Source organism: Paenibacillus sp. EB106-04-04-XG159 (genome assembly GCF_058791835.1).
Genome location: NZ_JBYTDY010000001.1, coordinates 186,472 through 200,028 on the forward strand (window position 1 = coordinate 186,472; position 13,557 = coordinate 200,028).

Here is a 13,557-nt window from a genome sequence, read left to right on the forward strand (position 1 = left end):
ACATTAAACGTATCATCCAAGGAGTGAAACATCATGCTTAAACCAACGGCAGGTATTCACCATATCACAGCTTTTGTACGCGACGCGCAGGCTAATGTTGATTTTTATGCAGGTGTACTTGGACTAAGATTGGTTAAGAAGACGATTAACTTTGATGCTCCTGAGGTGTATCACTTGTATTTTGGCGATGAACTGGGGAGTCCTGGGACGATCATTACGTTCTTTCCATGGGCTGAGTCCCGAAGAGGTCGCGTAGGCGGTGGGCAGGTCGGAATTACGACGTATGCTGTGCCCCTGGGCGCGCTTGATTTCTGGCAGGAACGGCTGGCTAAGTTCCATATTCCAGTCGTAAGAAGTGAGAGATTCTCCGAAACGGTTCTGCGATTCGAGGATGTGGACGGTCTGCAGCTTGAGCTCGTGGAGCGTGAAGAAGGAGCGTTTAGCGGTTGGTCATATGGCGGCGTTCCGGCAGATAAGGCTATTAAAGGATTTGGCGGAGCTGTACTCTATAGCCTGGCTCCAGAACAGACTGAACGTGCGTTGGCACAAGTTCTGGGCCTTGAGAAGATTGCCGAGGAAAATGGTTACGCGCGATTCAAAGCTTCGGGGGACTTAGGCAATATCATCGATGTCAACTTATCACCAGCAGCAAGAGGAATTAGCGGTGCAGGTACTGTGCACCATATTGCCTGGCGCGCTAGGAATGATGAAGAACATGCGTTATGGAGAGAGCATGTAGAGAACAGCGGATTGTATCCAACGCCTGTAGCGGATCGACAATATTTTAATGCGATCTATTTCCGTGAAGTAGGCGGAATCTTGTTTGAGATCGCGACAGACCCGCCGGGCTTTGCCCGCGACGAGCAGCCAGAAGCGCTCGGTCAAGAGCTGAAGCTGCCAGCGTGGTATGAGGAATACCGACCACAGATTATAGCGAATTTACCGCCGATTGAAGTGCGGATATTGGAGGAAGATAAATGATGAAGCATGTATTTCAGAAGGGAACGGATCCGCTTGCTCCGACTCTCGTACTATTCCATGGCACGGGCGGCAATGAATACGACTTGCTGCCATTAGCGAAAGAGATTTCGCCAACGTCTGCCGTGCTAAGTGTTAGAGGCAATGTGCTGGAGCGGGGGATGCGGCGATTCTTTCGCCGCTTAGCGGAGGGTGTGTTTGACGAGGAAGATCTCGTATTTCGCACGAAGGAGCTAAATGAATTTCTGGACCAGGCAGCGGCGGATTATGACTTGGACCGCAGCAGCTTTGTCGCGGTGGGTTACTCCAACGGCGCGAATATCGCGGGAAGTCTCCTGTTCCATCATCCGGGCTCTTTAAAGGGGGCTATACTCCATCACCCGATGGTGCCGCGCCGCGGTGTAACGCTTCCTGATCTATCAGGTACACCATGCTTTATCGGCGCAGGCGTCAATGATCCGATCTGTACGGCTCAAGAAACAGAGGAGCTGGCTGCGCTGCTCACAGGAGCCGGCGCTGCTGTTCAGATCCATTGGGAACGAGCTGGACACCAGCTCACATTCACCGAAGTAACTGCAGCGGCAGCTTGGTATGAGCAGTATTTTGCTAAATAGACGATTGGTATAGTCAGCCTAGCTCGCTAAGTTGTTCAATCGCTCATTGGCTCAGTAGTTCAAGCGGACACAGGAGACGCTATTATGCAAAAAACGAGGCCTTTTTGGAGTTTTGCGGACACAGAAGCCGTTATTTGCTGTAAAATGATCGATTTTATGCTGTTTCCATTCAAATAACGGCTCTACGGTCCGCGAGTACGGCAATCTGACGGTTTAAGTCACAAATAACGTCCCGTGTGTCCGCTTCCAGCGGTATGGATAGGCAATCCAAAATCTAAATGATAAAATTGCCTTGGTGTATTGTATTTTCAGCCTAATGTGAATACAATAAATGGGATGCATACAAATGGAGGGAGTGAGAATATGAGATTGAAGCGTAAGAAGTACACGCTGGCTATCTTATATTCGCATTCCATTGAAACACTAAAGCGTTTATAGCTTTAGTGTTTTTTATTTAATCTGGGGGTGCGAGAATTGACAAGGTATAAGCGAGTGCTCATCAAGCTGAGCGGCGGCGCGGTAGCAGGTGCGAACGATTTCGGCTTCGAGCCGGATAAACTGGATCACATCGCTAACGAGATTATGTCTGTGGTCAACATGGGAGTGGAAGTTTGTCTCGTCATAGGGGGAGGGAACATATTTCGCGGCAATATGGCGGAGAGCTGGGGCATCGAGCGTGCGGAGGCCGATAATATTGGCACACTTGCCACAGTCATTAATAGCTTGATGCTGCGCGGTGTTCTAAAGGCGATGACGAATAAGGAAGTCCGAGTTATGACCGCTATACCGATCAGTTCCGTAGCTGAGCCTTATATTCGCTTGAAGGCCATCCACCATCTAGAGAAAGGTTATATCGTTATATTTGCAGGGGGAAATGGGCAGCCATACGTAACGACGGATTACCCTTCCGTGCAGCGAGCGATTGAGGTGAATTGCGATGCGCTGTTAGTTGCGAAGCAGGGTGTGGACGGAGTGCTTAATGCCGACCCGAAATATAATCAGGATGCTGTGAAATATAGGTCGCTGCACTATAATGATGTCATCCGATATAACTTGAAGGTGATGGATCAGTCCGCCTTTATACTGGCAAGGGATTATAGCTTGCCGATTCACGTATTCAATTTCGATAAGCCAGGTTCCATGAAAGAGATATGCAATGGGAAAAATAACGGTACGATCATATGTAGTGACTCCGTGCTGGAGCTTGAGAACGAGCTGGGGAGCTGAGATGCAGGGAAAGAGCATCTTGCCCTGTGCGCAGGGCTGTCAATCTATGCGTTTCAAGCAAGTACATGACTTCACAATAAAGAATTGACAATCCCAATGATCGGTATATAGTCTAAATAAAGGGTTACTACTATCAGAAGGGCATCTGCCCAAAATGTAAGAGGTTATGGCGATGGAGTGGTTAGATGTACAGAATCCGATTCTACTTGCCTTGATTGCCACTTTGGGGACCTGGGGCCTCACTGCGCTTGGAGCGTCACTCGTGTTCTTCTTCAAAGAGATTAATCAGAAGGTGCTCAACACGATGCTCGGCTTTGCGGCAGGAGTCATGATCGCCGCGAGCTTCTGGTCGCTGCTAGCTCCAGCTATCGAGATGGCTGAAGGCAGAGCGATACCAGCTTGGCTCATCGCAGCAATCGGTTTTCTAAGCGGCGCGGCATTTTTATGGTTTGCCGATAAGCTGATTCCACATATGCATTTGAACGCTGGGCATGGGGAAAGCGAAGGGGTGCCTACGAGATTGCGGCGGAGTATTCTGCTCGTGCTCTCTATTACACTTCACAACATTCCGGAGGGTCTTGCAGTTGGTGTCGCTTTCGGCGCAGCGGCGAATGATCTGAATGGAGGCACGACCTCGGCAGCTCTAGCTGTAGCGATCGGTATCGGAATTCAGAACTTTCCGGAAGGGGCCGCCGTTTCAATTCCGTTGAGACGTGAAGGCTTATCTAGAACGAAGAGCTTTATGTATGGGCAAGCATCTGGTATTGTAGAGCCGATCGCAGGTGTTCTCGGTGCTGCGCTCGTTATCTACGTGCAAGGCATACTGCCTTATGCACTGGCCTTTGCTGCAGGCGCGATGATCTTTGTCGTGGTGGAAGAGTTGATTCCCGAAGCGCAGTCCAGCAATCGGGATGGGAAGAATTCCAGCGCTGACTTAGCTACAATTGGCTGCATTCTTGGATTCACCGTAATGATGGTGCTTGATGTCGCGTTGGGATAAGTTTGTGAGACAGGGGTAAACACCTTTAAGTTGAGAATGCGAGTATTGTAAGATATTCGCCCAGCTTGGAGGTGTTTTTATTTGTCTTAGCGCCCCCGCGAGGCGCGCTGTTCGATGCCCCTAAGCGGGAAATTCCCCGTAACGGAACCCGGAGTAGCGCCCCGCGCATGCTGTAACGGGTAAAAACCCCGTTAACGCGATCGAGGTCCCCGCGCCGGGCGCCGTTGGATGCCTGTAAGCGGGAAATACCCCGTTACGGCACCCAAAGGAGCGCTCTGCGCACGCTGTAACGGGTAAAAACCCCGTTAACGCGGTCGGGGCCCCCGCGAGGCGCGCCGTTGGATGCCTGTAAGCGGGAAATTCCCCGTAACGGCGCCGCAAGTGGCGCCCCGCGCTTGCTGTAACGGGTAAAAACCCCGTTACAGCGATCAGGCCCCCGCGGCACGCACGCCCCTCAGCCCCCATTTCCACTCGCAAAGTATACAAAATGTAGCAATAGTTTGTTTATGACCGCAACTATTGTATATAAGTTACGTCATTTACAGTGAATGGAAAAAACGGGGGGGGTGCTAAATGGGTGAAGAAAAGGCTCTTATGGCTTAGTCTGATGTTTGCCTTGCTGATAGGGGGAATATCAGTTCATGCGGCGGAAGGCGGAAGCATTATCTACGTAAAAGCGGATGCCGCTGGCAATAATGACGGCAGCAGTTGGACTCATGCGTACACGGACTTGCATCAAGCGCTGACGGAAGCAGGCAAGGAAGGCAAGACCGAAGTTTGGATTGCACAGGGAACCTATATGCCGAGCGGCAATATGTCAGCCGATGATGTTCGCAGAATGCATTTTAAGATGATGAATGGGGTCGCCATTCGCGGCGGATTCGAAGGCACTGAGAATGTGCAGTCATCGTCTATATCCGATATTCTCGCTAATCGTCAATTCAAGAAGAATGAAACGATCATCAGCGGCGATATCGACAAGGATGGAAAGCTGGATAACAATGTTTACAATGTATTTGTAAACAACGGCCTCAACAACACGGCTGTCCTAGATGGTGTAACCATCACAGGCGGGAATGCGGATGGGTGGCATCAAGCTGGCGGGGGGATGCTGAACTCCGAGAGCAGTCCGACGCTGACCAACGTGACATTTGACCGGAACAAGGCTGTGAACGGCGGGGCCATGAGTAATGACGGCAGTCCAGTGCTCACCAACATCACGATTAGCAACAACAGTGCCGAATCAGGCGGCGGGATCCATAATAGTTCGCAGAGCCGAACGACGATGACGAATGTCCTTATTATTAATAATAAGGCACAGCGCGGCGGCGGTGTGTTTAATGCGGCGGATTCGGATGCAGTCATGACCAACGTGACGATAAGCGGCAATGAAGGACAGAAGTCTGGCGGCGGAATCTATAATGCCAAGGCTGCGGTTCTGAAGCTGCGCAACAGTATCGTTTGGGGCAATCAAGATCCGGCGGAAGGAAGCATACACAACGATAAAGGAAAGTCTCTTATCTCCCATAGCTTAGTTCAGGACTCTAAAGCGGATGGCAAGCTGGCTGCATCTCTCGGCAAAAATGAAGGCGACAATCTAGATTCCGATCCGCTGTTCCAAGGGGCTGGAAACTACCAGCTGAAGGCGGTATCCCCAGCGATTGATAAGGGCTCGAACATCATATATGAGTCCGGGCAGACTCCGAACCTGTCGAAGATCGTGACAGACTTGAACGGCTCGCCACGGATCGTCAACGACGTTGTGGATATGGGAGCCTATGAATACGGACTGAATGCGGCGCCGAAGATCACATTAAGTGTCACTCCAGATACGCCGACGGCCGGTCCGGTGCAAGTGAACGTGAAGGCAAGCTCTCAAGGAAAGGGCAATTCGATCATCTTGTTAAAATGGGCGGCAGACAAACGCGACGCAGCCTACTTCGCGGATGAAGGCACGGAGATCACTTCAGCCAAGAAATTTACCGTATCCAAGAACGGCACATATACCGTCTACGCCAAGGATAAGGCAGGCAATGAAACCGTCAGCCAAGTCGAAGTCAGCAACATTTTAGCCTCGAAGCCAACGATAACCACCACACTCACACCATCTGAATCCACCAATCAACCCGTACAAGTAAGCGTCACAGCGAATGCACAAGGAGAAGACAATACGATTCTTCTGATCAAATGGGCAGCAGACAAACGCGATGCAGCCTACTTCGCGGACGGAGGCACGGAGATCACTTCGACCAAGAAATTTACCGTATCCAAGAATGGCACATATACCGTCTACACCAAGGATAAGGTAGGCAATGAAGCTGTTAGCGAGGTCGAAGTCAGCAACATCTTAGCCTCGAAGCCAACGATAACCACCACACTCACACCATCAACATCAACTAACAAGCCAGTAGAAGTAACTGTAACGGCCAACGCTCAGGGAGAAGGTAATACCATTGCTCTGATCAAATGGGCACCAGACAAACGTGACGCAGCCTACTTTGCGGAAGGAGGCACAGAGATCACTTCGACCAAGAAATTCGCTGTATCCAAGAATGGCACTTATACCGTTTATGCTATAGATAAAGCGGGCAATGCAGCCATAAGCACAGTCGAAGTGAAGAATATACTTGCCTCGAAGCCGACGATCACGACTACACTGCTGCCATCTACACTGACCAATAAACCGGTTGAAGTGATTGTAACTGCCAACGCTCAGGGAGCAGATAATACGATCGTATCGTTAAAATGGGCCGTAGGAAAGCGCGATGAAGCCTATTTTGCGGGCAAAGGCACAGATATGACGGCAGCTAAGAAATTTACCGTGTCAGAGAGCGACACATATACGATCTATGCCAAAGATTCAGCAGGCAATGGCACCGTTAAGATGATAGAGATCGTCAATATCTTGTTAACGAAGCCGACGATTGCAACGTCTAGCTATCCGCAGACATCTAATGCGGGTTCGGTTGATGTCACCGTGTCTGCAACTGTGCACGGTGTGGGCAACGCCATCTCGAAGATCAAGTGGGCTGCGGGAGAGCGCAATGCAGCATACTTTGTTGAGAACGGAACGGATATTACATCGACCGCGAAGTTCAGAGTAACCTCTAACGGCACGTATACGGTATATGTGAAGGACGCAGCAGGCAATGAAAATGTGAAGCAGGTGGATATCCGCAACATATCCGAGCCGATAACAGCACCATGGTGTGACCCTAAGTCCTACACCCTTCGCTTACCCGCATGGAAAGCGGGGGAATTGAGTATTGCGGATCTGATCACAGTTAAAGTACCTGCAGATGCTATAGATATGCCGCTGTGTATGTACTTGGACCAGGTAAGCGGACAGGATAAACCGCTGGACAGCGGCTATGTGCTGTTAAGTCCGGTCTATCAGCTGGAGAAGAATCACTCCAACAAGTTCTTGGAGCCGATCACGATCTCGATGTCCTACGACCGTTCGAAGTTAAGCCGGAATAGCGATCCTGGCGTGTACTTCTACGATAAAGCGAACAAGAGATGGGTAGAGAAGAACAGCACGGTCAACGGCAGTCGGATAACGATTGACGTCGGCAATATCGGATCTTCTGCCATATTCGCGGTCATCGGTAGAGGCAAAGGAAGCGGAAGTGATAATGGAAGCGGCAACGGAAATGGCAACAATCCGATATCCTTCACGGACATCGCAAGACATTGGGCCAAGGATGCCATTATTCGCGCTGCTGAGATGGGAATCGTGAAAGGAGATCCAGACGGAAGATTCCGACCGAATGCTTCTGTATCGCGTGCCGAGTTCGTCGTCATGGTTATGAACGCATTGGATCTGAATACGTCGGAATCCAGCATCACCTTTACGGATCAGGCGAAGATTAAGGCCTGGGCGGAGAAGGCGGTCTCCCAAGCGGTGAGGCTGGGGATCGTGACGGGGTACGAAGACGGAAGCTTCCGCCCGAATGCGTCGATCAGCCGTGCGGAGATGACGGCCATCATTGGCCGCACGATGGGTATCGAGCCGCTGAATGTAAAGAAGACGGGCTTCGATGATGACGCCTCTATACCGGCTTGGGTCAAGGCAATGGCGGAGACGCTGAGACGCGAAGGCATAGTGGAAGGAAGCAATGGCCGCTTGCAGGCGCATAATAATGCAACCCGAGCGGAGGCTGTAGTGATGATTCTGCGAATGCTGGATCATAGATAAGCAGAACGTTTATAGTTTGCAATGGGGTTATCCATAAGGGTAACCCTTTCTCTATTGCATTTTCCATCATCGACATCTATAATATATTTAACTAATTAGCTAAATAACTTCGCAACAAACAGAAAGGAGCTACCCTATGCATAAAGCTTTTAAAGCTTTAAGCGATGAGACGCGCAGATCCATATTGCAGCTGCTGCATACCCGAGATATGAGCGCCGGTGAGATATCCGATCATTTTAATATGTCCAAGCCGTCTATTTCCAAGCACTTAGATATATTGAGGGAAGCGGAATTGGTAAGCTCGGAGAAGAAGGGGCAGTATGTGATCTACTCCATTAACACAACGGTGCTGCAGGATGTTTTAGGAGGCTTCTTGAGCCTATTTAATAATAAGTAGGGAGGAATTAGAGATGAGAAAGTCTGATATTACCTTTACAAGCCTATTTTTTATTATCATTTCCATACTGATCTTAGCTGTGGGGATCTTCGTGCCGGATGGCAATGTGACCAATGCCATTATCGGGGCGGCAGTGATTATAGCTTTAGTTATATTCGATATTCAAGCCCCTCGGATCGCTAAGCTGTCCCCAGATAATCCGAAAGTGAAGACGATGCGCAACCTAAACAGACTTACGCTAAGCACAGTTGCATTGGTATTTATATTCATGGTGCTGGAACCGCTTGAGGACGTCTTTTCCGCAAGAACGAATGAACTTATCGTGGTAGGTTTAGTTGCAGTGTTTATGATGGCATTTGGCAATGCTGCACCGAAGATTCCTTTTAATCGCAATCTAGGATTAAGACTCCCATGGACGATACGGGACGAAGATACGTGGAGAATTGCGCACAAGCTGGTAGGGTACACGTCATTTCCGATCGCTATCGCGATGTTTGTAACAGCCTTCTTCTTCCCTGTTGAGAAGGTAACGGCAACTAGCATTTTAACGTGGATTCTTATTCCCGGCCTGTACTCCTTATGGTTTTTCTATAGAAAATCCAAGGGTTTAAACGTTTAATCCAACAACGGTCAGATTAGTTGTATGAAATCGGCTATATAAGGAGAGACATGAAACGAGGAGGGTTACGATGAATTATGATGAGGTTATGAGCAAGCTTGAAGCGCTCGGCACGGAACAGACGAAGCAGACATTTCTTAGACATGGTGCGATGGAGCCGCTATTTGGTGTGAAAATAGGAGATTTGAAGAAGCTTGTTCGAGAAGTGAAGAAAGACCAGGAGCTCGTTCTAGCTCTCTATCATTCTGGCAATAGTGATGCCATGTATCTGGCGGGACTTGCCATCAATCCTAAGCAGATGTCCAAAGAGCAGCTGCAGGACTGGGTAAGCAAGGCGAATTGGTATATGATCGCGGAGACGACCGTAGCGGGCGTTGCGGCTGAGAGTCCGTACGGATTAGAGCTGGCGCGGGAATGGATACAGTCTGATGAGGAAATGACAGCGACTTGCGGTTGGTCGACGTATGCGAATTATATCTCGCTCACTCCAGACAGCCAGTTGGATATAGAAGAGATCAGAGCGCTTCTGCATCAAGTGGAGACTGCGATTCATGATCAGCCGAATCGAGTGCGGTATACGATGAATTCATTTGTCATCATGGTTGGAGCGTCTGTTATAGACCTGCACGAGGAGGCATTGAGAGTGGGAGATGTTATAGGCAAGGTGCATGTTGATGTCGGCAGGACGGCATGTAAAGTGCCATTAGCGGTAGATTATATTCATAAGGTTGAAGCGGCAGGCAAGCTAGGCATGAAGAAGAAGACGTGCATATGCTAAAAATGCAATACTTAACGAAGGGGAGCTTATCCGACTATGATGCGGGTAGACTCCCTTTTTTCTATGTGAAGGTAATGAAGAGCGGTATGCAGAATATAACAATACGGGGCATGGATACGATTGACTAAACGGACCATTTCAAGGATGCACAAGATAGAGGAGGAAATAGAATGCCAAACTGGCAGCTGCAGTTCAATGAGGAGTTGCTAGCGCAGGCCGCGCAGCGTATCGGTGTTGAGAAAGAATCGATTATTCACTGTGGAGGCTTTGAAAATGTCGTATACAGCTTCCAGCAGGGAGGGCAGGATCTCATTCTGCGGGTAGGGCACAGCTTTCATCGCACGGTAGAACTGATGGCTTCCGAGATGCACTTTATAGATTATCTTGCGCAGCACGGTGTTCGCATTGCAAGGCCAGTAGCCTTCCCATCGGGGCAGCTAATAGAGACGCTGGAGAGTGAGGATGGCATCTTCATCTTAACGATGTTCGAGAAAGCGGCAGGCGGTCATATCGATTGTAACCACGAGGATTGGGGGCCGAAGCTATTCGAGCAGTGGGGCGAGATTACAGGGAAGATGCATGCATTGGCGCAAGAATACAGCCTGCCTGCGGACATGACAGCAAGACCGCATCAGGATGTTCTTGGATTCAATACGTCGAGCTTCGGCCCAGAAGAGCATAAGATATACGATAGATTGCAAGAGGTAGATAAGGAGATTAACGCCCTCCCGCATGAAGCGGGCGCATACGGGCTATGTCATCGAGATCTGCACCATGGCAACTTTTATGTGCATGAGGGCAACATGATCGCGTTTGATTTTGACGATTGCGGGTATGATTACTTCGTGCAGGATATCGCGATGGCGGTGTATTATGGAGCGGTATTTGGCGCGTGGAGAACGCCTGAGTATGAGAATGCGCGTGTATCGAAGCTGGCGAATGAACTGCTTGCGTCCTTTATGATTGGATACAACCGTGAGTACCAGTTAGATGCGAAATGGTTGAAGCAGCTGCCGCTCTTCGTGGAGAAGCGGCGTTTGGAGCTGTGCCTGCTGATGTATGCTGAATGTCAGGAGTCGGGTAACGGCAACCCCATGCAAAAAGCATGGCTGAAGCACAATCTGCAGGACATCGATAATGGCGTGCCTTGTATGGAGCTGCAGCTGTAAACTAGCACGTCAGCCAATAAGCTAACTCTCACAACTTTAGTTTTGCACGGAGGCGGGGGAGCATGTCGAACTTGGACAAAGAGAAAAAGGCTCTGGAAAAAGCGAAAACGGTGTTAGAAACAACTGAAGTCATAACGACGAATGTGTACAAGGTCAGTCCGGAGCAGAAAGTGAAGCTCGATCGTCTAGCAGGTGAGAGGATCCAAAGGGCACGCGAGGAGGCAATACCGAAGATCCGCGAGCGGTACGAGCAGCGGGTTAAGGAGATACGGCTGCAACAGCAGCCGACGGCCGACGGCGAAGGAAGGACTCCCCCGTCAAAGAAATGAACAAACCAAAAGTAATCTATACGACAAGCCCACAACTGATCCAGCAGGATGAATTGCCATGTAATCGGCAAAATGTTGTACGGAATACAACAATACTTGCAATGATCCGCGATAATAGGCATTATGTTGTACGTTATACAACAAAATGCCCTTAATCCCCCTGATTTCGTGGTTAATTGCTGGACATTGTTGTATTCTGTACAACAATACGATGGAATTAGATCAGTAGCAGCTCATTATGTTGCACTTTATACAACATAGTTGATCATTCTGAGCTCTTCGTGCCGCCAATATCTACGCCTACATATTAGTCCATCCGAGGTATGTGCTTTAATTAATATATGGTAATAGATGTGAGGATGTAGCCCAAGCTTAGACGCGGGAGCATTCTCTTTTTTATTTTGAATTAATGGTTATAGAGGTTTTTTACCTATTAGTTAGAAAATTATGGTGCTAGGATATGATTATACTTTGTTGAGGAGCTGTTTTAGTGTCGGAAAAAGGTAAACTTATTTCAGAAGTACTGCTAATAGCAGAGAAGGCTGGATTAAAAGAAATCACACCTATCGAGCTTAATAATGGTGCGAACCTGATCATTCACTTGGCTCCGCATCCAATTGTTGCCCGAATAGCCACTGTCATATCAAAGGAAGATGCAGATTACGCTTATAAGATACTTGCTCGTGAGTTAAGGGTAGCACGTCATCTTCAATCAAAGGGAGTACCCGTATTATTACCAACTGATCATATTGATGCAGGGCCATATGATATTGGTGGTACATGGATCACCTTTTGGAAGTATGCTCTTCCTACACAATTACAGCCTCCTTCACCAAGCGAAGCTGTTGAACTAGTAAGCACACTTTCATTAGCTATGAAAGATTTCTTAGACGAAATTCCTAAACTTGGAGTTTGGGAGCGGACATGTCAATCGGCTACTAGATTGATGAAGCATCCCGATCAGCGCATACAAAGACTGTTAAATGTGTTCGTAAGGGTTGATCGACAGATGCGACTCGAAACCAGTTTGCTAATACCGAGTCATGGAGATGCCCATTCAAGAAACTTATTGTCAAGTCCTGAAGGTTGGATCTGGGCGGACTTTGAAGATATATCTCTGATGCCTGCATACTGGGATCTGGCTTCATTTGTTAGTATTCGTGCGTTATTCAACGGAGTTCAGGACCCAACCTTTAGATATATATTGAGCCAAATAAACAATAGATCCGATCTAGAAGCTTTTGGATTTGCTATTATCGCACGTATACTAATGTCCACATTAGGCAATCTGGATTTCGCCCTTGCAGGCAACGGAGATTTGGAATTTGCAACTAAGCAGCTTGAACTTGCGGAAGATTTTATTCGTCAGGTAGATCTAATCATTCAAGGAGATGGAAGACGATATATTGTAGATTTAGGAGAGGAGATAAAAAAATGATTGAATTACGAAAGATAACCGGGGATAACATAGATGAAGTAATAGCACTTGAAGTTGGAGAAAACCAGAGAGACTTTATAGAAACTACTAACCTCAGAAGCATTGCAGACGCTCATGTGTTGAACGCAGACGGGATACCAGCGACTCCCTTTGCCATTTATGCCGATGAAGTTGCGGTTGGATTTTTGATGTATATTTATGATACGTTGGATCACGAATCATTTGAAAATGAAGTTTTTTACGGGAAGAAGAGCTATTTTATTTGGCATATTATGATTGATAAGAGTTACCAGGGGAAAGGATATGGCAAACTTGCCTTTGAAAAAATGTTGATGGATATTGAAACTATGCCATATGGGGAAGCAGAATATGTAGCCCTCTTTTATCGAACAAGTAATGTCATAGCTAAAACATTATACGCTTCATTTGGTTTCGTAGATACAGGAATCATTCAGGATAATTCGATGTTGGCGATTAAAAATCTAAATGGGAAAATAACAGAATCCTTAGTAGAAAAGGATCTCTCGGAAAGAAATGTAAGCTATCAACGTCTCGACCCATAATAAACATAAATATCCAGAAGAAAAAACCGATTTTGTTAACTCTGTCTTAGCAAAAATATAATATTTATACCGCAATCGGGCGCGATTGTTTTAGAATTACTAGGTAGAAAATGATCAAACTTTATTCCAAACCAACATGTATGTGACAACGAATAAATTGATCATTCGAAGTTTTGATTTCGAGATTCGCTTAAGAAAGTAAAATGACAGGAGTGGAGTTTTTATCAATGTCAAATAATCTATTAGA

General features: G+C 47.8%; 12 protein-coding genes. All 12 read left to right on the plus strand.

What is annotated here, in order from left to right; genetic code table 11:
- Positions 1–33: 33 nt before the first annotated feature.
- The 12 genes from AC3WTP_RS00860 to AC3WTP_RS00915 all read left to right on the plus strand — a co-directional run bounded on the left by AC3WTP_RS00860 (position 34) and on the right by AC3WTP_RS00915 (position 13,310).
- Positions 34–981 carry a ring-cleaving dioxygenase gene (locus tag AC3WTP_RS00860; protein WP_492392690.1) on the plus strand — a complete coding sequence of 316 codons (948 nt, stop codon included), beginning with the start codon at positions 34–36 and terminating at the stop codon, positions 979–981.
- Positions 981–1,592: an alpha/beta hydrolase gene (locus AC3WTP_RS00865; protein ID WP_492392950.1), complete on the plus strand. Its 612-nt coding sequence runs from the start codon at positions 981–983 to the stop codon at positions 1,590–1,592. Before AC3WTP_RS00860 ends, AC3WTP_RS00865 begins: the two co-directional genes overlap by 1 nt.
- A gap of 474 nt (positions 1,593–2,066) precedes the next feature.
- A complete protein-coding gene (gene pyrH, locus AC3WTP_RS00870; RefSeq protein ID WP_492392691.1) occupies positions 2,067–2,819 on the plus strand; it encodes a UMP kinase in 753 nt (250 codons plus the stop codon).
- A gap of 172 nt (positions 2,820–2,991) precedes the next feature.
- Positions 2,992–3,819, plus strand: a complete 828-nt coding sequence (locus AC3WTP_RS00875) for a ZIP family metal transporter (protein WP_492392692.1) — start codon at positions 2,992–2,994, stop codon at positions 3,817–3,819.
- Positions 3,820–4,396: 577 nt separating this feature from the next.
- A complete protein-coding gene (locus AC3WTP_RS00880; protein WP_492392693.1) occupies positions 4,397–8,017 on the plus strand; it encodes an S-layer homology domain-containing protein in 3,621 nt (1,206 codons plus the stop codon).
- 136 nt (positions 8,018–8,153) lie between these two features.
- Entirely contained in the window at positions 8,154–8,414 is a 261-nt protein-coding gene (locus tag AC3WTP_RS00885) for an autorepressor SdpR family transcription factor (protein WP_458569409.1), read from the plus strand.
- 13 nt (positions 8,415–8,427) lie between these two features.
- The gene (locus tag AC3WTP_RS00890) at positions 8,428–9,033 is read left to right on the plus strand and encodes an SdpI family protein (RefSeq protein WP_492392694.1); all 606 of its coding nucleotides are present in this window, start codon (positions 8,428–8,430) and stop codon (positions 9,031–9,033) included.
- A gap of 70 nt (positions 9,034–9,103) precedes the next feature.
- Positions 9,104–9,811 carry a DNA alkylation repair protein gene (locus AC3WTP_RS00895; RefSeq protein WP_492392695.1) on the plus strand — a complete coding sequence of 236 codons (708 nt, stop codon included), beginning with the start codon at positions 9,104–9,106 and terminating at the stop codon, positions 9,809–9,811.
- A gap of 170 nt (positions 9,812–9,981) precedes the next feature.
- On the plus strand, positions 9,982–10,980 hold the full coding sequence (locus tag AC3WTP_RS00900; RefSeq protein ID WP_492392696.1) for a phosphotransferase enzyme family protein: 999 nt from the start codon (positions 9,982–9,984) through the stop codon (positions 10,978–10,980).
- Positions 10,981–11,042: 62 nt separating this feature from the next.
- Complete coding sequence (locus tag AC3WTP_RS00905; RefSeq protein ID WP_492392697.1) at positions 11,043–11,309, plus strand: hypothetical protein; 267 nt, start codon at positions 11,043–11,045, stop codon at positions 11,307–11,309.
- A 490-nt stretch (positions 11,310–11,799) separates the two neighbouring features.
- Complete coding sequence (locus AC3WTP_RS00910; RefSeq protein WP_492392698.1) at positions 11,800–12,747, plus strand: phosphotransferase; 948 nt, start codon at positions 11,800–11,802, stop codon at positions 12,745–12,747.
- A complete protein-coding gene (locus AC3WTP_RS00915; RefSeq protein WP_492392699.1) occupies positions 12,744–13,310 on the plus strand; it encodes a GNAT family N-acetyltransferase in 567 nt (188 codons plus the stop codon). The genes AC3WTP_RS00910 and AC3WTP_RS00915 overlap by 4 nt, the downstream gene beginning before the upstream one ends.
- The last annotated feature ends 247 nt before the right edge of the window (positions 13,311–13,557 follow it).

What these genes read in the sequence shown, in the direction of transcription:
- AC3WTP_RS00860 (WP_492392690.1), top strand. Translation starts at nt 34, where the DNA reads ATGCTTAAACCAACGGCAGGTATTCACCATATCACAGCTTTTGTACGC.
- AC3WTP_RS00865 (WP_492392950.1), top strand. Translation starts at nt 981, where the DNA reads ATGAAGCATGTATTTCAGAAGGGAACGGATCCGCTTGCTCCGACTCTC.
- AC3WTP_RS00875 (WP_492392692.1), top strand. Translation starts at nt 2,992, where the DNA reads ATGGAGTGGTTAGATGTACAGAATCCGATTCTACTTGCCTTGATTGCC.
- AC3WTP_RS00885 (WP_458569409.1), top strand. Translation starts at nt 8,154, where the DNA reads ATGCATAAAGCTTTTAAAGCTTTAAGCGATGAGACGCGCAGATCCATA.
- AC3WTP_RS00890 (WP_492392694.1), top strand. Translation starts at nt 8,428, where the DNA reads ATGAGAAAGTCTGATATTACCTTTACAAGCCTATTTTTTATTATCATT.
- AC3WTP_RS00895 (WP_492392695.1), top strand. Translation starts at nt 9,104, where the DNA reads ATGAATTATGATGAGGTTATGAGCAAGCTTGAAGCGCTCGGCACGGAA.
- AC3WTP_RS00900 (WP_492392696.1), top strand. Translation starts at nt 9,982, where the DNA reads ATGCCAAACTGGCAGCTGCAGTTCAATGAGGAGTTGCTAGCGCAGGCC.
- AC3WTP_RS00905 (WP_492392697.1), top strand. Translation starts at nt 11,043, where the DNA reads ATGTCGAACTTGGACAAAGAGAAAAAGGCTCTGGAAAAAGCGAAAACG.
- AC3WTP_RS00915 (WP_492392699.1), top strand. Translation starts at nt 12,744, where the DNA reads ATGATTGAATTACGAAAGATAACCGGGGATAACATAGATGAAGTAATA.